The following is a 26,157-nucleotide window of genomic DNA, read 5'->3' on the forward strand; positions in this document are numbered from 1 at the left end:
GTATAGTATGGAAGAAGGAGAAGTGCATGTGAAGAAAATTGTGAAATTAATTCGGAAACATTCCTTCCTGGATGTTCGAGTCGTTCAAAGAGAGGCCCGCAGCTTGTCGGCCATGGGCTATCCGGTCACAGTGCTGGCCCCGCTTTATAGCGGAATGCTGCTCGACATCAACCGAAAACCGACTTCGAAAGCAGCGTATTCCGGTCATTTGTTTCAGGATGAGGGCGTGACGTTCATTCCCTACCATGCCAAAAAAATCGCAAAACAAGTATGGGAAAAAAATAATAGAAAAATGCTGTTGACGCTTGATAGCGTTGAAGAGCCTCCCCCCATTCATTGGGACGGACTGCTTACGGCATCGCTAGCTGCAGACGGTGATGTTTATCATGCTCATGAGCCTGCTACTTTATATGAAGCGGTAGTGGCGAAGCAACTGCTGCGGCAGCAGGGCAAGCAGGTTAAAGTGATCTATGATGCGCATGAGCTTGAAGAAGATACTCCATTATTAAAAAAGCTGATGAGCGTGACGGATCATCTAATAACGGTATCAGAAAGTATACGAGAGATATATAAGATGCGCTATCCTGAAGTCCCCGTTTCGGTTATTTATAATTCTCCCTTCTATGCCGATCAGCAAACAACAGGTGATTCAACATCGCTTGATAAGCCTTTTACGATAGGATATGAAGGGAATCTGTCGTTGGAAAAAGGTGATCCGTTCCGCATAATGTCCATCATTGAGAAGCTGGTCGCAGCGGGACTAAACGTTCGCTTTAAAATACTAGGTCAGGTTGCGCTCCCTTATGGCATGGGGAAAATTAATGTGGAGAAGCAGCTGCGCAATCACTCTCTTATAGATTGGGGATGGGCAGATTATGAGCAGTTGAACAACCATTGGCGCCAAGTCGATGCCGGATATATATTCTATGATCTGAAGTCGGCCAATCGCATTCACGCGCTTCCGAATAAGCTGTTCAGCTTAATGAACAACGGAATCCCGATTGTTGTGAATGCGGCTAAAGCGATGGGAACGCTTATTCACCGTCATCAATGCGGTATCGTCATTCCGAAGGAAAGCCCATCCGCAAGCGACTATGCGGAGCAATTCGTCCGCCTTATTCACGATCGGAAGCTGCTGCATACTCTTGGTGAAAATGCGCGTGAAGCGATACGAACAACGTACAGCTGGAATGTGATGGAGCAGCGTCTGAAAGCGGTATACGAATCGTTATAAGGATACACGCTTAAGCCCGTGTCCCTAATAAATATTCCTTGATATGGCGGACGATGGCATGTGCAGTTTGTCCGTCTCCGAATAGGGGCGGACAGCTGTCAGGGATTTCGATAGACTCGAAAGCGGAGACGATGGACGGAATAGAGTGCGGCGGGGCCAGCTTGTTCCAGCCTGTAAGGACGGTCTCCCCCCATTCAGTTTCTCCGCGCAACGTTACACATGGCACTTGCATCATATAGGCTTCTTTTTGCAGTCCTCCGGAGTCTGTCAACACAGCTTCCGCATGGTGCAGAAGACAGAGCATATCCAAGTAGGGTAGCGGAGAGCATACTTGCAGAGCAGGAGAAGCGAGATAATGCTGCAATCGCCATTTTTTGATATAGCTTAACGTTCGCGGATGGAGAGGCAGGACGACGGTTGTTCCCAGGTTTGCCAGTGCGCTTAATATAGCCAGGAGCTTCTCTCGGTTATCGGTATTTTCTGCGCGGTGGACGGTAGCAAGAGCATATTGGCGTGGCTGTACTTCCAGCTCTTGCAAAACCCTGGATTGGGCCAACGCAGTCGAGCGAAATGCGAGTACACAATCATACATCAAGTCGCCAACCTGATATACACCATCCACTATTCCTTCCCGTGCCAAATGGTTGACAGCGTTATCGCTTGGACAGAAAAGCAAGGCGGATAAATGATCGGTCACGATTCGGTTGATTTCCTCTGGCATTTGTTTGTTGTAGCTTCTTAGTCCTGCTTCGACATGGGCGACCGGAATGCGAAGCTTGGCGGCTGCAAGACTTGCAGCCAATGTGGAATTAGTGTCTCCGAAGACAACTGCAAGCTGGGGGCGCTCTTTTATGAGAACGGCTTCTATGCCTTCCAGCATGCGGGCCGTTTGGCGAGCGTGTGTATCGGAGCCGGCTCCCAGTCGATAGTCCGGTTCCGGTATGTCCAGCTGTTGGAAAATCACAGAGGATAAGGCGCGGTCATAATGCTGTCCTGTATGAATGAGAACTTCCTCACCAGCTGCGCGAAGCGCTTTACTGAGGCATGCCGCTTTAATAAATTGGGGTCTTGCTCCTACGATGGAAGCGATCTTCATCTCATGTCCCCTTTCCCAGTTACCCTTGCGTATTACTAATATATGCCTGAAGGAGGCAAGCATTTCATATCATATGAAATCCCCCCATTTTCTGTCTCGATTCCGTTCGTCTATATCAAATCTACACTAGATTCATATAATAGCATGCAAGGAGAAGAGCGCAGCTGTGCGGGAAGGAGAGAGGTCATCTATGGATAGATTACGCATAGCGATTGTCGGCTGCGGGAGTATCGCGGAGAAGCATGTCCGTGCAATAACAGAACTGAAGGAGGAGGCGAAGCTTGCTGCAATATGCGATATTGACGCCGAACGGCTGGAGCAGTTCGCAAGCGGTGTATGCAAGGCAATGTATCCCGAAGTGCAGCTTTATACAACGTTCGCACAACTGCTTTCTTCCGACACAGCAGATCTCGTCGTCATTGCGACGAGCAGCGGATCGCATGCTGCGTTAGCGCGCCAGGCGATACGAGCGGGCAAGCATGTGTTGGTCGAGAAGCCATTAGCATTAACGATGGAAGAAGCGCAGTCTGTCACAGCGGAAGCCCAAGTGCGGAATGTAGTGCTGGCCGTCTCGTTTCAAGCACGGTATTTGCCGCAGATGCTGGCGATGAAGGAAGCGGTGCAAGCTAACAAATTCGGGACGCTGACACACGGCAACATTTCGATGCGCTGGCAGCGGTCCATCGCTTATTACAAAGAAGCCCCGTGGCGAGAGGATTGGCTGAAGGGCGGAGGATTGTTCATGAATCAATGCATTCATTATATTGATCTTCTGTTGTGGCTAATGGGACCGGCCGCTACCGTGTATGCGCAAGGCGGTGTATTCGGCCAAGCGATCGGGGTGGAAAACATGGGTGCGGCCATCGTACGTTTTCATAACGGGGCTATCGGCATTATAGAGGCTTCCAATGGCATTTACCCTTATTCGATCGGAACGTCTATCGCCTTATTCGGTGACAAAGGCTCCGCATGTATAGAGGGTGATCGTCTGAATGAGGTGAAAAGGTGGGTATTTCATGATGAAAATTCGGGTACACGTATTCCGCGGACTGCTGACAGTATCTCACATATCCCGCTATATCGTGATCTAGTGCAAGCGATCCGAACCGACAAGCGGCCGCTTACCTCCGCTGATACATCGCTGGCAGCGACCGAACTCGTGCTGGCGATCTATCAATCAATGGCTACAGGCAAGCGGATCGAGCTGCCGCTGAAAGATTTTACGATGCAAGAGATGGCATGGATGGGGTGACAACAATGAAAATTCCATTGATTGATCTGCGAGCGCAGTACCTGGAATTGAAAACGGAGATTGATCACGCAATGAACCGGGTAATGAACAGCGGAGTCTATATCGGCGGTCCTGAGGTGGAGAATCTGGAGCGGGAAATTGCGACAACAACCGGTACAAAATATGCTGTATCTGTCGGCAACGGCACAGATGCGCTGCTGCTGGCGATGGAGGCGGCCGGTATTGGAGCTGGCGATGAAGTGATTACGACCCCGTTCACCTTCTTCGCTACGGCAGAATCCATTATAAGATGCGGAGCTGTTCCGGTATTTGCTGATATTGATGAGAAGACGCACAATCTTTCGCCTGAGGCTGCGGCGGCATGCATTACTCCGCGCACGAAGGCGATTTTACCCGTTCATATTTTTGGACAACCGGCGGATATGGATGCTTTCCGCCGTCTAGCAAGTCGGCACGGCCTGCTCCTGATCGAGGATGCTTGTCAGGCGCTGGGAGCTGCATACAAAGGACGGCCCGTTGGCGGCATTGGCGATCTGGGCTGCATCTCCTTCTTTCCAACCAAAAACTTGGGCGGCTACGGAGATGGCGGCATCGTCGTGACGAATGACGAGCAGTTGGCAGATAAGGTACGTCTCCTGAGTCATCATGGCAGCAGGAAGAAGTACTTTCATGAGATAGTCGGCTGCAATAGCAGGCTGGACCCCCTGCAAGCAGCCGTGCTGCGAGTAAAGCACAGCAAGCTAATGGAGTGGAATGAACGGCGCAAAGAAGTAGCCGCTTATTATAATCATACGCTGCAGGGAACAAGCATTCACCCGCCGTATAAAGCCTCACAAGGAGATCACGTGTATCATCTGTATGTCACACAATGCAATGATCGTGCTAGCGTAGCTCATGGACTAGAGAGATTGGGCATATCGACAGGCCACTATTATCCTTGTCCGCTTCACTTGCAGCAAGCGCTTCGAGGACTCGGCTATCGCGAAGGGGAATTCCCTGTAACGGAACAAGCATGCAGAGAATCTCTGGCGCTCCCTGTCTCTCCCCATCTAACGAAGCATATGCAAAATTACGTGATGGAGAAGCTGCTTGACGTAATGAGAGGAGAGGCATAATGGAGAAACGAGGATTGGGCGTCGTCATCGGGGAAGGCGTGAGTCTGGGAAGCAACGTTGTCATTGGTCATCATGTCGTTATCCATGACGGTACAATCATTGGCGACGATGTGTACATCCATGATCATGCCGTTATCGGCAAGCTGCCGATGAAAGCAAAACGGTCGATGACAACCTCCATTGACCCTGATTTGCCCCCGTCCGTAATAGGCGAAGGCTGTATCATTGGTACCGCTTCGATTATCTACCGGGGTGCAGAGCTGATGCGCGACGTATTCGTTGCCGATCTGGCGACAATTCGCGAGAATGTAGCAATCGGCGAGGAGACGATAATTGGACGCGGCGTTTCCGTAGAGAACAATTGCTCAATCGGCGAGCGTTGTAAGCTGGAGACCGGAAGCTATTTGTGCGCCTATTCCACACTGGAGCATGATGTTTTCATTGCGCCTTATGTCGTAACGACGAATGACAATTCGCTGGCGCGCGGCAAGGACAGGTTCCGTTCATTGAAAGGCGCATGGGTAAAGCGCGGTGGCAGAGTAGGTGCAGGAGCGGTAATTCTGCCTGGCAAGGTCATTCATGAGGAGGGAGCGGCTGCAGCAGGCAGTGTCGTAACACGTGATATCGAAAGGAAGACTTTCGTTGCAGGCGTTCCGGCCCGGTTTTTGAGAGAGGTGCCGCAAGAGCAATGGTTGGTGCGGCCTGCAGTTGAGGAACAGGAGTGAGGGTACGACGCTTGAACTTGTTGGTGTTGGTGAAAAAATTTGCAGAACGGATGCCTAAGCATCAGCATAAATACGACATGCTGACGGCGATTGAGAAGGAAGCGAACGTCATGTACTGGCATACGGACGGCCATATTCGCGATATATTGGCGCGCTTGCCGCTTCAGCCTGATTTTATTTTTCATTACGATATTGAATGGCGCAACGCTTTTGCTCCGATAATAACAGGTCTGGATAAGGTGAATATCGCCAAAGGCTGTTATGTATTGGATATTCACTTCCATCCGCTGCAGCGGCGTGAATATTTCAATAAGCGTGCGAAGCCAGATCTTATTTTTTCAGCGAGCAAGTACCCGTTTCTGCGAGCCTATCCGGAATGCCTATCCAGATTTCAGTGGATGCCTTTCAGCATAAACCCCACTATTATTCGAGATTATGGTCTGCCGAAGAATATGGCTTATTCATTAACTGGAATGGTCAATGAGCGCTATCCGTTCCGGGAGGCTGTAAAGCGCGAGATGAGCGGGATCGACGGCTTTCAACAGTTCAATCATCCCGGACATAAGACTCCGTACGAGCCCGGCATGTTCATTAATGATAAGTATGCAACTGCGTTGAATCGATCGAAACTATCGTTCACTTGCGGCAGTGTGGGGCAAATCCCCGTTGCCAAGTTTTTTGAAATTCCAGGTTGCCGATCCTTGCTGCTGGCGGAGCCGAACGCTGATGTGGAAGAGCTAGGGTTCAAGGATGGTGAGCACTACGCAGCTTGCACGAGCCATAATGTGCGGGAGCGGGCATTGTATTACAATGAGCATGAAGAAGAGAGGAGGATGCTGACGGATAAGGGTTATTCTCTCGTACATCGGCATCACAGCAATGCAGTGCGGGCGAAACAATTTATTGCAATGATTGAACAGTTTATTGGCAGCAATTGATGCAAAAGGGGAGTCTCGGGAACAAAGTTCCACGAGACTCCCCTTTGCTGGACTATAGCCGTCGATAAATTTGAATGAGCGATTTAGCGACTTTCTCCATGCTATGCTGCTGTTCGACATATTGCCGGCCTTGTATGCCAAGAGGGGCCCAACGATTGGGGGTTGCGATCAGATCTTTGAGCACAGCATAAATCGTGTCGGGTGTTGCGCTCACAATAGGAAGCGATGGGGGGAACTTCGATCGCAAGTCCTCCCGAACATAACAAATGACAGGTTTCCCCATGGACATAGCTTCCATACTTAAATTCGCATATGTGCCGATCAGCAATTGGTCGACGATGATGGTGGCTTGCTCATATAGTTGGATGGCTTCAGTATGCGGTATTTTGTGAATGAGTTTAAAGATGAAGGGAACATGTTCTCCTCTGAGACGTTCGACGGCTTGGATAACATGCCTCGTTCCTTTTATATCTTGGTTGGAGGGGGCATGGACTATGAGCGGTATGGAGTCGGCTGACGGATAGTTCAGTTTATATTGACCAGCGTCTATGGCGTACGGAACGACATGAACATGCTTATAGTAGGGTTCAACGTAGGGCAGGAGCTCGTGGTCTGCTACAATGGCATGGTCGATGTATGTGGATAAAAGCTTGAGGTTTTTTTTGATTTTATGTTCGGGCCATGACGGCTTGACCCGAACATAAGGGTTGTTGAAGGATTGGGCTTTCGTCAGCAAGCGAACTTCGGAACCGCGATGGTGCATCACCATTTTTTTGCCGTGTTGTTTAAGAATGTTCAAATCGCTCTTATCCGGTAGGAAGGTTTCTCCGAAATGAAAATGGAAAATGTCGTATTGATCTAAACACGCCATAAAAAACGCTTGACGTGTTTGATCGTTTTTATAGGCAGAGGCTCGATCAAACCGGATGCGTATATCCGCCATATAGTCGTAGTGATGCTCTTTCAAACTGCAGGATGTGGCGTCAATTCCCTGTCCTCTTAGCGCAAGGCTTAAAGCACTCATTCCGATGCCATAGGGAAGATGCAGTACTTTCATTCTGCGTCCCCTCGATATTTATAGGTAAGCCACTTAATGGTTTCCATTACCCCTTGCTCGAATTCCCACTGGAATCGCATTCCAATGTTTTTGATTTTGGCATTGCTGATATCGAAGGACTTGATGTCGCCGGGTTTCCAGCTCGAATAAGCGATATGGAGATCCCTTCTGTCCATATTTTTAAGAATAAGCTCAGCTAATTGTTTAATCGATATTTTCAACCCGGAAGCGCAATTATATATTTCTCCTTTCGTCGTCGAATTTTTCGCGACTAACAGATTAGCTTTCACTACATCTCTCACATACGTGAAAGATCTGATCTGACTGCCATCGCCATATATGACAGGGGGCTGGTTGTTCAGCACTCTCCTTATGAATATGGACACGACACCGCCATAATCGTTATCCTCTTGTCTTGGACCGTAGACATGGAAGTATCTTAGAATCGATATATCCATCCCGTGCAAATGTCGGAATACCTGGCAATACTTTTCGGCTGTCAGCTTGCTTGCTCCGTAATACGAGACAGGATCAGTGGGATGGTGCTCATCTTCAGGGACATACTTCGGTTCTCCGTATACCGAGCCGGTTGAAGCATGTATGACCTTTTTTACCTGGTGAACCCGTGATGCCTCAAGTACATTAAACGTGCCTTCCGCATTCGTTTTTAAGTCCAGCCTGGGATTAATCATACATACGCTATTTTTGGATACAGCTTGATGAAATACGATGTCAACTCCCTTAAACCAATGAACGATTTCATCATAATTCGTGATGTCTGCTTTTACTACAGTCAGAAGGGGGTGTTTAAAAACCCCTTCCAGATTATCTGTTTTTCCTCCAGAGAAATTATCAAGGCACGTCACGGTTACATTTAATTTCAGTAATTGTTCCACAAGATGACTGCCTATAAATCCGGCTCCGCCTGTCACCAACGCTGTTTTAAACGGGAAGCAATCTACCATTCACACACACTCCTTCTAACAAGAATCGCTCCAGCCAATTCATAGTTTCATATTGATAATAGTTTATTCATCTCTATGGCTTGAGGTGTGGTTGGTTTATCCTATTTCATTAATTGCGTGTGCTAAGACTAATTATTTGGTCGTGTGGTTGACCGTCTATGCCGCTTTCTCATCGCATTCATATATTATCTAGAGTGCTAGAGTCGAAGCCGGTATTCGAGAGATGGTTGGAGTGATGCTGATGAGAGAAGTTATTGACGAGTGTATTCAAAAAGCGAAAGACAGCGGTAAATTCTCCGCCGTAATAATCGGAACTACCGCAAGAATGGATAGTTGTTCCTTTGTTATTGCCCCTAATAAAGAATCTGATAAATGTGTAGGCAGTAGTTTTATTATAAGGAACTACAATGATTTTAAAGCGATTTGCCAATATGCTGACGGCAAAGCGGACTATTTTTTTATTGATGCGGAAGCCAAGATCGATGCTACTTTTGATTTGGTAGCCGAAGCTGGCTCATGTATTAAACGAAGCAAAATGAAAACTTTTAAAGGGAACGATATTACCGCTCTTGCATGCGATCTCCTCGTAAGCGAGATGATCGGAGACTTGAGAGGCAAGAAAGTATCCATTATTGGCGCTGGAAATATCGGTTCCAAAATGGCTCTTAAATCAGTGGAGAGAGGGGCGAACGTGTTCATAACCCGTCGAGACGACAGGGGAGAGTTGATTGCTGAGGCAATGAATACGATAAAAAACAGGTATTCCATAGGAAGGGTATACAGTGAAAAAAATGCATCGAAATGCGCTGATAAAGCCGATGTGTTAATAGGATTCACGCAAGGTTATCCGGTTATTGATGAGCAGATAACGGCTTCGTTGTCCAACCATGCTCTAATCATAGACGGCGGTGTAGGCACGATAACGGAAGGAGCCATTGCCTGTGCCAAGCAATTAGGCTTGACGATCCTCCGCCTGGATATCAGGATAGCTTTTCCCTATGTCATGGACAGCATTCTCTCTACAGAGCATTTCATAGAGAAGATCGCCGGGACAATTACAGCAGATGACGGGACATATGTCGCGGGAGGATATATCGGCGGAATAGGAGATATTGTTGTGGATCAGATCCATGCTCCTACGAAGATTATAGGTATCGCAGACGGAAAAGGCGGCATTCAGCACTATCATAACAAGAAATTTAACCGAAACAAGTAGTTCTGTTTTTGTTGAAAGGAGCATTGATAAGCGATGGTACCCATACAAGGGGAACATGTTTTTGTGACAGGCGGCGCAGGCTTTATCGGATCAACACTTATCGGTAAATTAATTCATCATAATAAAGTAACCGTGTATGATAATTTCTCCAGAAATGCGCTCAAAGATAAAGATTACTTCAACCATCCCAATTTAACGATTATTCAAGGCGATATTCTGGATTTTGACTATTTGAGGCGTTCTATGCAAGGTGCCACCTATATTATCCATGCGGCAGCTGTGGCGGGGATAGAATCGGTCATAAGAAGTCCCGTAGCTACAATGAGGGTGAATATGGTGGGGTCTTATCATGTGCTGGAGGCCGCCGCCACACTTGCCAATTGTAAAAGGATCGTATGCTTCAGCACTAGCGAGGTGTTTGGCCAAATCGCCTTTCGCTCTGATGAAACCAGTCCAGCCGTTATGGGAGCGGTCGGTGAAGCGCGATGGACTTATGCAGTCAGCAAATTGACGGTTGAGCATCTTGCTTACGCCTACTTTAAAGAAAGAAGACTTCCCGCCGTGACGGTCAGACCATTCAACGTATACGGACCAGGGCAAGTAGGAGAAGGAGCACTTCGTGCATTTATATTACAAGCGTTAGAAAACAAGCCGCTTCATATCCATGGGGACGGGGTTCAAATCCGCGCCTGGTGTTACATCGACGATATGGTAGACGGCATTCTGCACACGATGGTGAAGGATGAGGCGATTGGCGAGTCTTTCAACATTGGCAACCAGCAGACAGTTACAACTATCTACGGACTGGCGAGCACAATCATACGCGTCATTCGATCGAAATCAACCATTGCATTCCTTGAAGAAGACTCGGCGGATATTGAACTGAGAATACCCAATGTGGAGAAGGCGAAAAAAATACTGGGATTCGAAGCGAAAATTGGACTTGAAGAGGGGATCCAGCGAACAGCCCAATATTATCAGAGTAAAATGCAAGGTTAATGATGACTATGACGAATCAATGGAAGAAGGTGCAAACTTGAATGTGCTGCTCTCCCCCCATGGAATCGGAATAAGCTCGTTAGCCCAAGCGTTGCGGAGGCTTGGCGTTCATGCTACAGCCTGTAGTTTCAGCAATGATGTCTACGCTTATATGTCCGATCTGTGCTTGCATCTGAATGAATATCCTTATAAGAGAAGAGAGGAAATTCGCCAATCTTTCTTCGAAGAAGCTGTGGAGAAGTATGATATTTTCCATTTTCATTTCGGGGAAACCTTCTTCCCTGATAAAAGAGATTTAAGTGTTCTCAAAAAAGCAGGAAAAAAAATGATTGTCCATCATAACGGATCTGACGCTCGAATGCTGTCTGTTGCCAGAAGCTATTCCAATCCTTATGTCGTCGTCAAGGACACTTGGCCGGAATCTAGGGTTCATGAAAATTTGAAACAGCTTTCCGCTTATATTGACCACGCGATCATTAATGATTACGAGCTGTTGCCCTATATTCAACCTTATTACAAAAAAATTCATGTCTTGCCGTACGCGATAGATGTATTGCAAGTCCAGCCTTTTTATCCAACGCCCCATTCACTCCCTCTGGTCGTGCACGCCCCCTCTCACAGGGAGATCAAGGGGACGGCATTCATTGTGGCGGCTGTTCAGCGCTTGTGGAATGAGGGAGTCAAGTTTCAATTCCAATTGCTCGAAAATATGCCGCGTAGCCAAGTGATGGAGATGTATACACAATCAACGATCATCATTGATCAGCTTCGTATTGGGACTTATGCCAATCTGAGTATGGAGGCAATGGCCATGGGAAAACCGGTCATTTGCTACATTCGTGATGATCTGCGCAGCACGTTTCCGCCCGACTTGCCGATCGTCAGTGCGAATCCGAATTCTATTTACAATGTATTAAAAGATTTATTGCATCGTCCTGGTGATTGGAGAAAACGGGGCATAGACGGCAGGAAATACGTTGAGCGGAACCATAGTTACAAACATGTAGGGGAAAAGTTAATACAAATCTACCATCAGCTTTGAGATAGAATGGAGGGATGTATGTTTGCATTCTAATTCCAGAAGGGCGATTATTAACAAGTATGTTCATTCAAAACCTATCGAATATCCGACTAAGCTTTCTCTCGCTAGCAAAGTTTTGATTGCCCCTCACGGTATCGGCATTGCCTCACTGGCTCAAGCCTTGCGCGCTGGGGGAGTTTATGCCACCTCTTGCAGCTTTTATAACGACGCCTATTCTTATTTATCCGATATTTGTTTAAATTTGAATCAGCATCGTATGGAAATTCGGCAAAAAATTCGGGACGCTTATTTTGAAGAAGCATGCACGATATACGATACGTTTCACTTTCGATTCGGAGCTACATTTACCCCGGATAAGAGAGACTTGAAAATTCTGGCCGATCAGGGAAAAAAGCTGATCGTTCATCATTGCGGCGATGAAGTGCGCATGCTTCAGGTAGCCAGAGGATTCAACAATCCGTACGCGCAGAGAAGGGAAGCGTGGCCAGATGAGCGAATTCAGCACAATCTCAAGCTTCTTACGCCATATATCGACCAAGTCATCATTAATGATCATGAGTTATTGCCTTATGTGGAACCTTATTACAAAAAAGTTCATATCGTTCCCTATGCGATTAATGCCCAAGCTATAACGCACCACTATCCTCAGCCTGACGTTGCACCCTTAGTTGTACACGCTTCTTCCCATCGCAATGTGAAAGGAACAGAGTATATTGTGAAGGCCGTTGAACAGTTACAGAAAGAAGGGGTGAGATTTCGGTTCCAATTAATCGAAAATACACCGCACACGCAAGCCATGCAAATTTATCAGCGAGCAACAATTGTAATCGATCAGCTTACAGTGGGAACTTACGCGAATTTGAGCATGGAAGCGATGGCAATGGGGAAGCCCGTTATATGTTATATCCGTGATGATCTGCGCAGCACATTCCCGGCTGAATTACCAATCGTCAGCGCGAATCCGGACACCATCTATGAAGTGCTAAGAGATCTGTTGCATAGACCATCGGATTGGCACCATTTAGGGGTTTGTGGCAGGAAATATGTAGAGCAACACCATAATCCGGACAAGGTGGCTAATAAGCTGATACAAGTTTATCAGCATCTATAGTTTTATGATTTGTGAAAAGGCCTGAAGCGGGAGGCTGTCCATGCTCCCGCTATAATTTTCATTGACCGACGAAAGGGCATTCGCTAAAGTGGTATTATGTGTGAGCAAACCAGTAAATTGTTCCATGTATACGATAATTGATATACATGGTTGGTGGTGGCAAAGCAAAGGAGCTTGATTTTGTGAAGATAACAAGAGTGTCCTCCCTATTCCCCCTTGTTCTGTTGTTCGTTCTTTTTCTTCCGGCAGCCATGGTTGGCGCTTCAGGGAATCTGCTGCTCAATGGCGATTTCGAGACGTTGGAGGATGGAGTTCCTGTCGGATGGATGACGGATGCCTGGGTGAAAGATGAGAGTTCAACGGAATTTATAGTAAAGCAGGATGGAGCGCTCTCCGGGTCTGCATTCCTGGAAATACATAATAAGGAAGAAAATCACTCCCGCTGGATTCAGCAACTAACTGTAAAAGAACATGCGACATATCGCTTATCCGGGTATATTCGCACGCAAGGTCTGCAGAGTCATGCGGCTGGGGCACATCTGTACGTGGACGGCTTCGCCCTGAATTATCCGCAGATGCATGACACAGGCGGCGAGTGGGTATATATGGAATATTACGTTAAGACGGGTGCAGGTCTTAAGGAGATGACGGTCGGCGCAAGTCTGGGCGGCTACAGTCAGCTGAACGCCGGCTTGGCGGCGTTCGACGCACTGTCCGTCGAAGAGGTGAATGCAGTGCCGGAAGGCGCGACTGCATTCACGCTGAATGTGCAGGACAGCGGCGATGGAGGAGAGCAGGAGAACGGCAAGGTGTCGATTCTGTCAGCGATGGTGTACAGCTCGCTGTTCGCCTTGCTGTATGCGGCGCTGCACGGCAAGCTGTTGAGTGGTGGAGATAGGCTGGCTGGACGTCGCAGTCTTATCCGATACCTGCTGTATGGTACCCTTGCGGCTGCATTCATCATGCGAGTAGCGATTGCCATGCAAGGCGAAGGCTATGCCAACGATATGGCGCTGTTTATGTATTGGTCGGATATGGCTGTGCAGCATGGAATATCCGGTTTCTATCATCCCAATATTTTCGTCGATTACCCGCCGGGTTATATTTATGTGCTTTATATGCTCGGCCTTGTGAAGGATATGCTTGGGCTTGCGGACGGCTCTGCGGCTGTCATTCTGCTGTATAAATTGCCTGCCATCGCGGCAGATCTTGCCGCTGCGCTGCTGCTCTACCGAGCGGCCAGCAGGAGGGTGGACGAACGTACGGGGTTGTTCCTGGCTATCGTCTATTGCTTCAATCCGGCCATTGTGCTGGATTCGGCGGCATGGGGGCAAGTGGACGCTATATTCGCATTGGCACTTGTGGCGGCACTGTCGGACTTCTCCCAGCAGCGCTTCCGCAGCGGCTCGATCTGGTACGCCGTCGCGGCGCTTATCAAGCCTCAGGCGTTTATTTTCATGCCGGTCATCTTATTGGCGTTATGGTTCAACAAGCGGTGGCGGACGGTTCTTATCAGCGCATATTACGGTTTCGGGACATTCCTTCTGCTGGCGTTGCCCTTCTTCTGGAGCAACGGAGGGCTGGTAGGGCTGTTCGATCTGTATAGGGGCACGCTGTCATCGTATCCCTATGCGACTGTTAACGCCTTTAATCTGTATTCGCTGCTTGGCGCCAACTGGACGTCGATTGAGGAGAAGTGGCTGCTGCTGACATATTCGCAGTGGGGGGCCGTTTTTATCGCGGCTGCTGTCGCTCTTGCCGTCTATTACGCCTTCGTCAACCGGCGGAAGCTCGCGGAAGATCGTACCTTCTTCCTGGCGATGGTGCTTATTGCAGTTGTATTCATTCTGGTGACCAAAATGCATGAACGGTATATGTTCCCGATTATGCTGCTCAGCTTATTCGCATTCCTGCAATCCCGGGACCGACGCATGCTGCATCTGTTCGTTGGCTTCTCTATTACCAATTTCATCAATATGAGCTATGTGCTTGCCTACAGCTCCTTCACGACGGACGTGCCCGAGGACGGAGTTGCGCTCGTCTGCGCAATCGCGAACATCGCTCTTCTCTTGTACATGCTCTATGTCGGTTATGATAGATACGGACGTGGGAATACTAGCCGTATAGAGCCGATCACACCTGCTATGCGGACGGAAGCGGATGAAGAACTGCTTGCCGAGTTGACGGAGGGAGCAAGCAGCGGACGATCCGTGACGGAGAAGCTAACCCGGAGAGACTGGCTGTGGATGGGCGGCATTACGCTAATCTATCTCTTCGTGGCGCTGTATGGTCTTGGCTCTGCGAAAGCACCTGCGACTGTATGGGAGCCGGCGCAGTCCGGCAGCAGCTTCTACGTGGATCTGGGCGAGCCGAAGCAACTGGAGCGGATCGTCAGCTTCGGGGGAGTGGGCATAGGGAAGTTCCGCTATGAATTCGCGAACATGCCCGGGCAGTGGAGCGATCCCTTGGAAGTGGAGAGCACGCATGTCGCCGTGTTCGCCTGGAACAAGCAAGGCGTCGATCTAGAGGCGCGTTATGTGAAGCTGACCGCGGTAACCTCAGGCTTCTCGATTCATGAGATCGGCATCTACGAGAGGGGTGCTGAGCAGCCTCTGCCCATTGTGGGAATCCATAGCGAGGAAGCGGGCTCCGCCAAGCGGGGATCGGTGGAAGCCCTGTTCGATGAGCAGGAGCTGATGGTTCGTCAGCATTCTTACAAGTACGGCAGTTATTTCGATGAAATCTACCATGCCCGCACCGCCTATGAGAATCTGGAAGGCATCGTAGCTTACGAAAGCACGCATCCGCCGCTGGGCAAGCTCATCATTGCGCTGGGCATCAAGCTGTTCGGGTTCAGCCCGTTCGGCTGGCGGATAGCCGGCACAATGATTGGTGTCCTGATGCTTCCCGTCATCTATGTGACGGCGCTGCATCTGTTCCGAAGAACGGTATGGGCGGCCACCGCCACCGCGCTGCTTGCGTTTGATTTTATGCATTTCACACAGACACGAATTGCAACTATAGACGTTTATGGCGTGTTCTTCATTATGCTGATGTTCTATTTCTTGAGCAAGTACAAGTCGCTTAATTTCTTCCGCGACCGCTTCATTGCCACACTGCTGCCGCTGGGACTGGCCGGCCTGTTCTTCGGGCTGGGCGTCGCCTCGAAGTGGATCGTGCTCTACGGCGGAGCCGGCTTGGCGATCATGCTGGCTCTCTCGCTAGCTGACCGGTACAAGGAATATGCCGCGGCGAAGCGGACACTGAAGCGTCGCGATGGCGGCGTAGACGAGTCTGCCGCGCTGCAGCGGCTAGTGAAAGTGTTCCCGCTGTATACGGCGGCGACGCTTGCGGTATGTCTTGTCTTCTATATCGTGATCCCGCTCGGCATCTACGCCTTGTCCTATATTCCGATTCTGACGGTTATGAAGGATGGCTATACGCTGAAGGCTCTTGTGGATTATCAGGTGAACATGTTCAACTATCATAGCGGACTTGTGTCTTCCCATCCTTACTCCTCCTACTGGTGGGAGTGGCCGTTCATGAAGCGCCCGGTCTGGTATTATTCCGGTGCGGGATTGGCCGAAGGCATGAAGTCGACGATCGTGGCAATGGGCAACCCGCTCATCTGGTGGACCGGCATTGCGGCTATTCTGGCGACGATTCCGCTTAGTCTGAAGCGCAAGGACAAGGCGATGTATATGGTGTGGATCGCCTTTCTGGCCCAATACGTGCCATGGATGCTCGTGCCGCGGGAGACGTTTCTGTATCATTATTTTGCAATGGTTCCGTTCTTCATCTTGAGCGTGGTCTATATTGTTAAAGTAGCGGAAGAAAAATGGCGGCCGGTCGGATATGTAAGAGTAGTGTACGTGATCGCCGCTGCCGTGCTGTTCCTGCTGTTCTATCCGGCGTTATCCGGCATGACGGTGCCGGCATCGTATGTGAACGACATATTGCGCTGGTTCCCTAGCTGGGTATTCTAATGCTGTAGCAGGCAAGGAGGGATAAGATGAGCTTACCAACGACTACTTATAGTATTATCGTGCCTATGTATAATGAGGAAGAGGTGATCGAGCATACGTACGAGAGGCTGAAGGAGGTGATGGGCCGTACGGGGGAGAGCTACGAGCTGCTCTTCGTGAACGATGGAAGCAAGGATCGAACAGTGGATCTGGTCAGAATGATATGCGAATTCGATCCGCATGTGCGCCTGATCGATTTCTCACGCAACTTCGGCCACCAGATTGCCATTACGGCCGGCATGGATCATGCCCATGGCGAGGCCATCGTTATCATCGATGCGGATCTGCAGGACCCGCCGGAAGTCATCCTGGATATGATCGCCAAGTGGAAGGAAGGCTATGAAGTCGTATATGGACAGCGGTTGAAGCGGAAAGGCGAGACCGTATTCAAGAAGCTGACGGCGATGGCGTTCTACCGGCTGCTCCGAAGCATGACGACAGTGGATATTCCGATCGATACCGGCGACTTCCGCCTGATCGACCGGAAAGTATGCGATGTCCTACGCGGTCTGAAGGAGAAGAACCGCTTCGTGCGCGGCTTGATCAGCTGGATCGGCTTCAGGCAGACAAGCGTGGAGTATGTGCGTGAAGAACGGTTCGCGGGCGAGACGAAATATCCGCTGCGCAAAATGCTCCGCTTCGCCATGGACGGCATTACGTCATTTTCTTACAAACCGTTGCGAATAGCGGCTTATCTGGGATTCATGCTGTCGCTGGGCAGCTTCATTTACTTGCTGGTTATTGTTTTCCAGCGTCTTTTCACCGACACAACAGAGGCGGGATGGGCTTCCTTGATGGCGCTCAGTCTGTTGTTCAATGGGATCATCCTGATCCTGCTCGGTGTAATGGGGGAATACATCGGCCGCATCTATGACGAATCGAAAGGAAGACCGCTCTATATCATTCGCGATCGCCATGGATATCCTGCAAGTTCTTCGGAAGCCGAAGCTGAGGAGTCATCGCCGATCGAAGCGGAGCGATTGAAGCATCATGCCCCGTAAGGGAGGGATCAAGCAGTTCATCTTATTCTGTGCGATAGGGCTGCTGAATACGGCTGTCGATTTTATCGTTTTTTTCATACTGGTGTGGTTGTCTGTTCATTATGCGGCTGCTCAAGCCATGGCATACTTAACGGGAATGGTGTGTAGTTATATGATGAACAGTGCATTCACATTCCGTTCCCGCGCGGAAGCCCGTTCAGCTGATTCCCGAAGAGAGAGATTGTTCAGGAAGCTGAGATTCGCTGTATGGAACATGTTGATGCTGAGTTCGTCGGTAGGCTTGATTGCCGTCGCAACGGATGTCGCGGGATGGCCTCAGCTGTGGAGCAAAACAGTCGTAACGGTCATCATAGTGGCTATTAACTTTTATGGCAGCAAGCGTTGGGTTTTTCGGAGTGAAAAAGAAACCGTGAAAGCGGCATGAAGGGGGGAAGCCGATGAGAAGGTTCGCGGCCTATCTATTAATTGTCGCGGGTGTACTTATTATCCTCTATCCGAAGGCAAGCCAGTGGTATTATGACCGGCAAGGCGATCAATTGATGGCGGAATGGGAGGAGGAGCTGGAAGCGGGCGGCACCGCGCAATCGCAATACGACGGCTTGACGGAATTGTTCGCGGATACGGGGGAAGGCGAAGAAGCAGCTGGAGGAGAAGCGAGCGACGAGCCGGAGGCGGCTGCATCTGCGTCCTTGGTGCCTGAAGCTTCCGCTGTGGCATCGGTCGAGCCGATAGCCACCTCGGGAGATGCTCAGAGTCATACGCCATCCCCTTCGACAACTCCCAATACGAGCAAGAAAAGCCAGCAGAACGTCATTGCCCGGATAAAAATTCCTAGCATTAAGTTGAATCTGCCTGTATTGGAGGGGGCGACGGAGAAAAACCTGAGAGCCGCCGCGGCGCATCTGAAGGAAACGGCCGGCTTCGGAGAGGTGGGTAACGCAGCCGTCGCCGCGCATCGCATGCGTGCCAAGGGCAAGCTGTTCAATCGATTGAACGAGGTGAAGAAGGGGGACATAGTGACGATCGAGACAAAGCAGGGAACGTACACGTATACCGTTACGGGCACATCGCTTGTGGAACCGACCGATGTGTCGGTACTGAACTACAACAACCGGGACAAGAAGCTGACGCTGATCACCTGCGACCCCGTCGTTGACCCGACACATCGCCTCATCGTTCACGCGGAGATGAGCGGCTAGGTAGTATGTCTAACAGTAGTTGCCAATTAGCCACCTTGATGGTTCACTTCCATCCGAGGCAACGGCGAACAGTTGTTACGGTACAAGTACATCTATAGACAGGTCGCCAATGGCGCGTGCTATAAGTATAAGTATGAATACTTCTAACGGACGCTATTGACACTATATCCTTGTTTTTGCTCACCTGCTACTTTAACGGATATATTGGAGCTTATTTGGAGGGAATTGGCATGATTTGCGCCTGTTTCCTTGAAATAAGCTCTTTGGCGTACGCGAGAAAACAAATTGTGCCTCAATTGGCGAAATAGCGGCAACGACGTCCGTTAGCATCAGTTTGCATTCAGTTAGTGATAAGCTCTCTGCTGTCTTTACGGTTGATCACGAGACAAGAAAAAGACAGCATATCGCTATGCCGCCTCCGAAATGAATCATATATTAGCATGTAGAAAGGGCTAACGCCCTGACAAACGAGAATGGAGAGACCCAACGTGCTAAATTTGCAACTCCCCAAGCTTAATCAGCTCGACAACCGCTTGCGAACGACCTTTAACGTTCAGCTTTTGCATGACATTCGAAATATGGTTGCGAACGGTTTTCTCGCTGATGAACAATTGTTGTGCAATATCCCTTGTAGTTTTGTCTTGTACCAGCAGCTCGAATACCTCTCGTTCACGATGTGTCAGTATAAACTTGCTCTTGTGGTCGCTACCCTTCAAAGTTTGTCACCCCTCCTTGCCCGGGTTTTTATGGTTTAACAAGGTTAAGGGATACAGTCAAATTATCATATGAAGGGGAGGCGGGGATGGTGCTGTCGCACAAGAAAATGGGCACATTGCTTGCAAGCAGGTCAACTAGCCGCCTTGTCATCCAACCAGCGAATCCGGTTAATGGAGCGGATTATCATTGTGTGATACAATGTCGGGAGTTACCCTGGCTTCGATCGGAGGGAGACAGATGCCGGCTCCTTCTTTCTCGAAGTTATTCGAGAATAAAAAGTTTTACACTTCTGTGATGGAGGAAATTGCAAAAGAATCATACAAGGATTTAAGAAGTAGTTAATCCTACCTGTATGGTAATGGAAAAATACAATCTGAGCAAATGTGCTTACCCTATACCCATCAGCGGATATAGGGTATTTTTCTGCTCTTACGTCTAAGTGCAGAAGTTTTTGTGAATAATAAAAGGAAATCATAAAGCAATCTCGAATATATTTTATGATGAGATAATTCTTTATCGATCTGTGAATGGTGGTGAGTGCATGAATAAGCAAATTATAACTACAGCAATGCAAGTACTGGAAGAACATCATGGCTTTGCTCGGACGAAAGATTTTATTACGGCTGGTATATCTCCTTATTACATAAAAAAGCTGGAGTCCATTGGCGAAATTGAACGGGTTAAGCAAGGAGTTTATCGACAGGCTGGTCAAATTAACGAACTGCCCAATGAAATGGTTGAAGTATCCAAACTAGTTCCTAAAGGGGTTATCTGTCTTCTCTCTGCCCTCTCCTACTATGAACTGACAACCTATAATCCTTGGGAATATCATGTTGCTATTCATCGCTTCGGTAAAAAACCAAAGCTTCCAGACTACCCGCCCATTAAAATAATTTATTTGGCAGATGCTCAGTTCAACATAGGTATTGATGAGATTAGTATTGATGGCTCGGCAGTTAAAATTTATGACCGTGAGAAAACAATCTGTGACATGGTGCGCTATCGTGAGAAGATTGGAATTGACTTGATGAAAGAAGGATTGAGGAATTACCTTCAATCCCGTCATAAAAATATAACAAGGCTTGTCTCTTATGCTGATAAGCTGCGGATTCGAACCGTTTTGCAAAAGTATCTGGAGGTGCTGATTTGATGAGTGAGATTAAGAATATCCCCGCCTCTGTTTCAGAACGCTTGAAAAATATAGCGAAAAAATCAGGAAAATCATTTGATACGTTGCTGCTCCTTTATTTTCAAGAGCGTTTTTTATATCGTTTGTCCATCTCAGATTACAGAGATAAGTTTATTTTGAAAGGCGGCTTGTTTCTGTTCTCACAAACTCAATTCAAAGCTCGCCCAACCAAAGATGTTGACTTTCTGGCCAGACAGATTGCTAATGAGCTAGCAATATTAAGGGAGTCGTTTGTTACGATTTGCTCAATAGACGTTCCTTCAGATGGCATTATGTTTCAAGTGGACGAAATGACAACGGAGAGAATTAAAGAGGATGCTGACTATGAGGGAGTAAGGGTCAAAGTAACAGCTCTCCTAGGGCGAATGAGAAAGAGCTTGCAATTTGATATCGGATTTGGTGATGTCGTAGTTCCGAAGCCACAACTTATCGACTACCCTGTTTTGCTTGATATGGCAACTCCACAGGTGCAAGCCTACTCGAAGGAATCCGTCATTTCAGAAAAATTAGAAGCGATGATTACATTGTCGGTAATGAACAGTAGGATGAAGGATTTTTATGATAGCTATATCCTGCTAACGACTAATGATTTTGATGGTCGCATTCTTTACGAGGCAGTGTTTGAAACATTTCAGCGACGAGGTACAGTATTGGAAAAAGAGCATCCTTTGTTTATTGCAGACTTTGCTGAGGATGAGAGTCGGACAAAACAATGGGTGGCTTTTGTACGTCGTTTAGGGATTGAGGAGCAGTTTGTATTTCAGGATACTATGACTTATCTTGTTGATTTTCTTAAGCCTATCTACCAATCAATACTTAACGAGAAAGAGTTTTTTGGTCATTGGAGTTGTATAGACAGAGCTTGGATGATCAAGGGATAATAAAAATGAATTAATATTTTTGTTTGTTCTGAAAGATGTTGAGGAATATATTGAAGTTCTATTCGATAATGATTATGCACCAAATTTAATAGATTCCGTTATATCGAACCTGTCCTCATTTAAAAATTTCCTAATTGTACGGTATCCAGATAATTTTAGTCAAAGCTTTCTAAGTAATATCTTGAGTTTGAAGATAATTGTCACAGTATGATTCACAGTAGGTACCCGTTTTTCACGATTGAAGAGATTAAAGAACTGATTAACATTACGGAAATTTCAACATAAGCGATAAATTTAGGCGTGTTTCAAACCACATCTCGAATGTCATGCAAAAGCTGAACGTTAAAGGTCGTTCGCAAGCGGTTGTCGAGCTGATTAAGCTTGGGGAGTTGCAAATTTAGTAAGTTGGGTCTCTCCATTCTCGTTTGTCAGGGCATTAGCCCTTTCTACATGTTAATATATGATTCATTTGGGAGGCGGCATAGCGATATGCTGTCTTTTTCTTGTGAAATCGTGATTTAGTATCATTTCCCGTTGCAACAACATGCATATGTGTAAAAAAACGATTCGCTATTATATCGTTTGGCATGGCTGCAAGCTCTACAATAGAGACAAATGAGACAACGGGAGGATGAGTATGCAGCAAGCGAATATTGACCAGTCTTACCAGCCGCTGCTGAAGAAACGGAAAGAGAACGCATTCAAACGGTTTATCAAGCAATGGGACGTGCAGTTAATGGTATTTCCCGGCATAATTCTCGTTTTTATTTTCTCTTATATTCCGATGTACGGCGTCATTACCGCTTTCATGGACTACGATCTATTCACCGGAGCGCGGATTTTCGAGAACGATTGGGTAGGGTTCAAGCATTTTGAGCGTTTCTTTAACGCTCCGGAGTTCGAACGGCTTATTCGGAATACGATTATCATCAGTTTACTGAAATTTATTGTGGGATTTCCGGCACCGATTATTTTGGCCCTTCTGTTGAATGAAATACGTCATCTGATCTTCAAACGCGTCGTACAGACGATCACGTATCTGCCATACTTCCTGTCCTGGGCGATTGTCGGCGGGATGGTCATGGCGATGCTGTCTACGGAGAACGGCAGTGTCAATATGCTGCTGCAAGGATTAGGGTTTATTGACGAACCGATCAATTATCTGGGCGAACAGAAATACTTCTGGTCCATTCTGGTCACGACGAATGTATGGAAGGACATCGGCTTCAACTCTATCGTCTTCCTGGCGGCAATTGCGGGAGTTGACCAGCATCTGTATGAAGCGGCCGACATCGACGGGGCGAGTAAGTTCAAGCAGATCTACCTGATTACTTTGCCGTCAATTATGCCGGTAGTCATTATTTTCATGATTCTGGCGATTGGAAACCTTCTCAATGCAGGCTTTGAAGATATTCTGATTCTGGCGACGAATCCGGGACTCAGACCGGTATCGGATGTCATCGATGTGTATGTGTATCGGGTCGGACTTGGCTCCCACCGTTATTCGTACGGAGTTGCTATCGGCTTGTTCAGGGCGGTAGTCGGCATTATCCTGCTGACGATAGCGAATTACTTGGCGCGAAGATCGGGGAACAGCTTGTGGTAGTACGTACAGGAATTGAGGAGGAGATATCGGTTGAAACGAATTGGCTTCAGTGACCGTGTCATGATCGGCATGATCTATATGGCATTAATCTTGCTTTCATTCAGCGCATTATATCCGTTTTGGAATTCACTAGTCGTCTCATTAAATGTCGGGATCGATACTTCGAAAGGCGGAGTCGTGTTCTGGCCGAGGGAATTTACGCTGGAAAATTATAAAATCATTCTGGGCGATGACAAATTGCTCAACGGGTTTGTCGTCTCGATTGCGCGTACAGTCGTTGGCACCATTTCCGCCATTATTATGACCTCCATGCTCGCCTACGGGATGTCGAAAAGCCATTTGATGGGTCGCAAGTTTTATATGATTTTCTTCGTATTTACGATGTATTTCGGAGGAGGATTGATTCCGACCTTCCTGCTGATACGCGCACTCGGCATGATGAATACGTTCGCCGTATTCATTATCCCTGCCTTGATCAGCGTGTGGAATATGATCATCTTCCGGACATTCTTCAAGAGCCTCCCGGTCGGACTGGAGGAATCCGCCCAGATTGACGGCTGCAGCATATGGGGGATATATATTCGCATCATCGTGCCCTTATCCGGCCCGGTCATTGCGACGTTGTCCTTGTTCACAGCAGTGGCGCATTGGAATGACTGGTTCCTTCCAAGCATCTACATTACGGATCGGGAGCTGATTCCGATACAGACTATTTTGCGGGAAACGCTGAACGCCAATATTGTCACGGATATGGTCGGCGTAATGGATACGGCTTCAGTGACCAATATGCAGCGGAGCCAGCAGTATACTTCCAAATCGCTGACGATGGCGATGATGATGGTCGTGACGCTGCCGATCATTGCGGTATATCCGTTCCTGCAGAAGTACTTCGTCAAGGGCGTCATGATCGGATCGTTGAAGGAATAAGAGCAGGCGTTGCTCCAATAACATAACGGTTTCAGGCGTTTTATCGCGCTGAACATATACTATTACTTTGTGGAGAGGGGATTAAACCAGTATGAAGAAATTGAAGAAGCCGTTCATGCTCGCCGTCGCAGTGATATTGATGATGGCAACCGTACTTGTCGGCTGCAGCGGCAATAACGGCAATGAATCAGAGCCGACACCGACGAAGGAGCCGCAGGAGGATAAGACGTCAGGCAACGGCGATAAGAAAGAAGATCCCGCGGGCGACAAATGGGTGCTTGGCGAGAAGCCGTTCAAATTTTCCGCTTATGCTCATTATCCGAACGACTTTCCCGATTGGGAGACGACACCCTTCGGCAAATGGCTGAAGGAAGAAAAGCAAGTTGAGGTAGACGTCGTGAAAGCAGGCGGCCAGCATGTGGCGAAGCTTGCGACGATGATGTCAACGGGCGAGCTGCCGGATCTCATCTGGACCGACCGCTTCCATCCCGAGATGGATCGCTTGAGAGAAGCAGGCAAGCTGGTTGCCTTCGACGAGTATTTGGATAAGTATCCCAATCTGAAAGAATGGATGGGCGATGATCTGAACATGCTTCGCCATGAAGACGGCAAGTTGTATCAGTTCCCGAATTGGTACACGTCTCAGCCTAACGGCAGCGCAGGCTATGTGGTCAACAAGAAAATTTATGAAGAACTCGGCAAGCCGCCATTGCAGACGACAGACGATCTATATGCCTATTTGAAGGCTGTAAAAGAGGAGTACGGTGACAGCATAGTCCCGTTCGAGCCCGACCGCGCTCAAGACGCGAACGGACTTGGAGTTCTGTATACGGCATTCGGAGAAGACAAGGAAGCCTTATATTCTTACTTGAACCGGAGCATATTGTCCGTGCCGAAAGGTGACAAGCTGACTAGTATACTGGATGATCCCATATTCCGTGAAGCGCAGAAGTATATTTCCAAGCTATACCGCGAGAAGCTGATCTCGCAGGAAGCCTTCAATCAGACGCGGGATCAGGTGGAAGAGAAGGTTATGGCTGGACGCGTCGCGGTATATGCCGCCGCCAATCCGACTCAATACGCTTCAACAGCTCATTACGAGATGATTAAGGACGATCCGGATAGCGGATACTTCATGATCAAGCCTATTCATAAGCCGGGTCTTGATCAGGACAAGATCAAAGCGGGCACATACACTTCCTTCGGCTGGAATGCCGCATACATTACGACGGCCGCGGAAGATCCGGAAGCGCTCTTTGCTTTCCTTGATTTCATGACAAGTCCTGAAGGGATGAACGTACAGTTCTTTGGACCGGAAGGCTTGTATTGGGATGGCTTCGACGAGAATGGACTGCCGAATTTCACGGAAAATTACGACCAAGAAGAAGTTTCAAAGTTTGATCCCGAAAACTCTCAAATTATGCTGGTCGGCAATACGGCGTACATTAATCCTGCCAAATACAAGTACATGAAGACTTTGCCATTCGACGAGCAGGATTGGACAACAAAATATATGCAAACCATTACTTTGCCGTCGCAAGCGAATGTAACGGAATTCGTCGGGCTTGACCCGGCACCGGACTCCGATGAAGGCATTATTAAAACGTCGGTGGATGAAATATTCCTGGAGTATTATACCAACTCCGCTACGGCAAGCAGCGATGAGGAAGTAGATAAAATATTGGATAAGGGCAGCCAGGCGCTGAAAGATGCCGGATACGACAAGCTTCTGGAATGGCGCTCAGCGAAGTGGCAGGAGAACCTGAAAACATTGAGCGGAAACGAATAGAAAGAGAATAAGAACGTTAGTTCTATCCCAAGGAGTATGACTCCTTGGGATATCTCCATGTTTTCACAAGATA

Annotated in this window: 22 protein-coding genes and 1 pseudogene; 19 read left to right on the plus strand and 4 right to left on the minus strand. The window is 48.1% G+C overall.

What is annotated here, in order from left to right; all coding sequences use genetic code 11:
• Window positions 1–28: 28 nt before the first annotated feature.
• Window positions 29–1,234: a hypothetical protein gene (locus ACFQ2I_RS02770; protein ID WP_377562034.1), complete on the plus strand. Its 1,206-nt coding sequence runs from the start codon at window positions 29–31 to the stop codon at window positions 1,232–1,234.
• Between the two features lie 10 nt (window positions 1,235–1,244).
• Here ACFQ2I_RS02770 and wecB read toward each other — a convergent pair whose 3' ends face one another.
• Window positions 1,245–2,330 (minus strand): non-hydrolyzing UDP-N-acetylglucosamine 2-epimerase, encoded by a 1,086-nt coding sequence (gene wecB, locus ACFQ2I_RS02775; RefSeq protein WP_377562036.1) that lies wholly within the window; start codon window positions 2,328–2,330, stop codon window positions 1,245–1,247.
• A gap of 190 nt (window positions 2,331–2,520) precedes the next feature.
• Here wecB and ACFQ2I_RS02780 point away from each other — a divergent pair, with 190 nt between their 5' ends.
• The 4 genes from ACFQ2I_RS02780 to ACFQ2I_RS02795 are packed head-to-tail and all read left to right on the plus strand — an operon-like array spanning window position 2,521 to window position 6,360.
• A complete protein-coding gene (locus ACFQ2I_RS02780; protein ID WP_377562038.1) occupies window positions 2,521–3,582 on the plus strand; it encodes a Gfo/Idh/MocA family protein in 1,062 nt (353 codons plus the stop codon).
• Between the two features lie 5 nt (window positions 3,583–3,587).
• Window positions 3,588–4,697 (plus strand): DegT/DnrJ/EryC1/StrS family aminotransferase, encoded by a 1,110-nt coding sequence (locus ACFQ2I_RS02785; protein ID WP_377562040.1) that lies wholly within the window; start codon window positions 3,588–3,590, stop codon window positions 4,695–4,697.
• Window positions 4,697–5,422: an acyltransferase gene (locus ACFQ2I_RS02790; protein WP_377562042.1), complete on the plus strand. Its 726-nt coding sequence runs from the start codon at window positions 4,697–4,699 to the stop codon at window positions 5,420–5,422. The genes ACFQ2I_RS02785 and ACFQ2I_RS02790 overlap by 1 nt, the downstream gene beginning before the upstream one ends.
• Before the next feature lie 11 nt (window positions 5,423–5,433).
• Window positions 5,434–6,360, plus strand: a complete 927-nt coding sequence (locus ACFQ2I_RS02795) for a glycosyltransferase family protein (RefSeq protein ID WP_377562044.1) — start codon at window positions 5,434–5,436, stop codon at window positions 6,358–6,360.
• Window positions 6,361–6,412: 52 nt separating this feature from the next.
• On the opposite strand, the gene ACFQ2I_RS02800 is transcribed toward ACFQ2I_RS02795, so the two are convergent.
• Window positions 6,413–7,417 (minus strand): glycosyltransferase family protein, encoded by a 1,005-nt coding sequence (locus tag ACFQ2I_RS02800; protein WP_377562046.1) that lies wholly within the window; start codon window positions 7,415–7,417, stop codon window positions 6,413–6,415.
• Window positions 7,414–8,382, minus strand: coding sequence for an NAD-dependent epimerase/dehydratase family protein (locus ACFQ2I_RS02805; protein ID WP_377562048.1), 969 nt, complete (start codon window positions 8,380–8,382; stop codon window positions 7,414–7,416). The genes ACFQ2I_RS02800 and ACFQ2I_RS02805 overlap by 4 nt, the downstream gene beginning before the upstream one ends.
• Before the next feature lie 241 nt (window positions 8,383–8,623).
• Here ACFQ2I_RS02805 and ACFQ2I_RS02810 point away from each other — a divergent pair, with 241 nt between their 5' ends.
• The 8 genes from ACFQ2I_RS02810 to ACFQ2I_RS02845 all read left to right on the plus strand — a co-directional run bounded on the left by ACFQ2I_RS02810 (window position 8,624) and on the right by ACFQ2I_RS02845 (window position 18,975).
• A complete protein-coding gene (locus ACFQ2I_RS02810) occupies window positions 8,624–9,598 on the plus strand; it encodes an NAD(P)-binding domain-containing protein (RefSeq protein WP_377562050.1) in 975 nt (324 codons plus the stop codon).
• A 33-nt stretch (window positions 9,599–9,631) separates the two neighbouring features.
• Window positions 9,632–10,597, plus strand: coding sequence for an NAD-dependent epimerase/dehydratase family protein (locus ACFQ2I_RS02815; RefSeq protein ID WP_377562052.1), 966 nt, complete (start codon window positions 9,632–9,634; stop codon window positions 10,595–10,597).
• Between the two features lie 232 nt (window positions 10,598–10,829).
• Entirely contained in the window at window positions 10,830–11,639 is an 810-nt protein-coding gene (locus ACFQ2I_RS02820) for a glycosyltransferase family protein (RefSeq protein WP_377562054.1), read from the plus strand.
• Between the two features lie 22 nt (window positions 11,640–11,661).
• Complete coding sequence (locus ACFQ2I_RS02825) at window positions 11,662–12,750, plus strand: glycosyltransferase family protein (protein ID WP_377562056.1); 1,089 nt, start codon at window positions 11,662–11,664, stop codon at window positions 12,748–12,750.
• Window positions 12,751–12,932: 182 nt separating this feature from the next.
• Window positions 12,933–16,736, plus strand: coding sequence for a phospholipid carrier-dependent glycosyltransferase (locus ACFQ2I_RS02830; RefSeq protein ID WP_377562058.1), 3,804 nt, complete (start codon window positions 12,933–12,935; stop codon window positions 16,734–16,736).
• Window positions 16,737–16,762: 26 nt separating this feature from the next.
• Entirely contained in the window at window positions 16,763–17,776 is a 1,014-nt protein-coding gene (locus ACFQ2I_RS02835) for a glycosyltransferase (protein ID WP_377562060.1), read from the plus strand.
• Window positions 17,766–18,200: a GtrA family protein gene (locus ACFQ2I_RS02840; RefSeq protein WP_377562062.1), complete on the plus strand. Its 435-nt coding sequence runs from the start codon at window positions 17,766–17,768 to the stop codon at window positions 18,198–18,200. Before ACFQ2I_RS02835 ends, ACFQ2I_RS02840 begins: the two co-directional genes overlap by 11 nt.
• Window positions 18,201–18,213: 13 nt before the next feature.
• Complete coding sequence (locus ACFQ2I_RS02845) at window positions 18,214–18,975, plus strand: class D sortase (RefSeq protein WP_377562064.1); 762 nt, start codon at window positions 18,214–18,216, stop codon at window positions 18,973–18,975.
• Between the two features lie 491 nt (window positions 18,976–19,466).
• Here ACFQ2I_RS02845 and ACFQ2I_RS02850 read toward each other — a convergent pair whose 3' ends face one another.
• A complete protein-coding gene (locus ACFQ2I_RS02850; RefSeq protein ID WP_262678132.1) occupies window positions 19,467–19,691 on the minus strand; it encodes a helix-turn-helix domain-containing protein in 225 nt (74 codons plus the stop codon).
• A 542-nt stretch (window positions 19,692–20,233) separates the two neighbouring features.
• Here ACFQ2I_RS02850 and ACFQ2I_RS02855 point away from each other — a divergent pair.
• The 6 genes and pseudogenes from ACFQ2I_RS02855 (at window position 20,234) to ACFQ2I_RS02880 (ending at window position 26,084) form a co-directional block, all read left to right on the plus strand.
• Window positions 20,234–20,842: a type IV toxin-antitoxin system AbiEi family antitoxin domain-containing protein gene (locus ACFQ2I_RS02855; RefSeq protein ID WP_377562066.1), complete on the plus strand. Its 609-nt coding sequence runs from the start codon at window positions 20,234–20,236 to the stop codon at window positions 20,840–20,842.
• Window positions 20,842–21,762 (plus strand): nucleotidyl transferase AbiEii/AbiGii toxin family protein, encoded by a 921-nt coding sequence (locus ACFQ2I_RS02860; protein WP_377562068.1) that lies wholly within the window; start codon window positions 20,842–20,844, stop codon window positions 21,760–21,762. Before ACFQ2I_RS02855 ends, ACFQ2I_RS02860 begins: the two co-directional genes overlap by 1 nt.
• Window positions 21,763–22,058: 296 nt before the next feature.
• Window positions 22,059–22,163, plus strand: a pseudogene (locus tag ACFQ2I_RS02865) (LuxR C-terminal-related transcriptional regulator); the annotation flags it as partial.
• A 236-nt stretch (window positions 22,164–22,399) separates the two neighbouring features.
• Window positions 22,400–23,368, plus strand: coding sequence for an ABC transporter permease (locus ACFQ2I_RS02870; RefSeq protein WP_262678134.1), 969 nt, complete (start codon window positions 22,400–22,402; stop codon window positions 23,366–23,368).
• A gap of 30 nt (window positions 23,369–23,398) precedes the next feature.
• Window positions 23,399–24,295 (plus strand): carbohydrate ABC transporter permease, encoded by an 897-nt coding sequence (locus ACFQ2I_RS02875; RefSeq protein WP_377562070.1) that lies wholly within the window; start codon window positions 23,399–23,401, stop codon window positions 24,293–24,295.
• 91 nt (window positions 24,296–24,386) lie between these two features.
• A complete protein-coding gene (locus ACFQ2I_RS02880) occupies window positions 24,387–26,084 on the plus strand; it encodes an ABC transporter substrate-binding protein (protein ID WP_377562072.1) in 1,698 nt (565 codons plus the stop codon).
• Window positions 26,085–26,157: the final 73 nt, after the last annotated feature.

It is taken from the genome of Paenibacillus chungangensis, assembly GCF_042675905.1.
In the GTDB taxonomy this organism is placed as follows: domain Bacteria; phylum Bacillota; class Bacilli; order Paenibacillales; family Paenibacillaceae; genus Pristimantibacillus; species Pristimantibacillus chungangensis.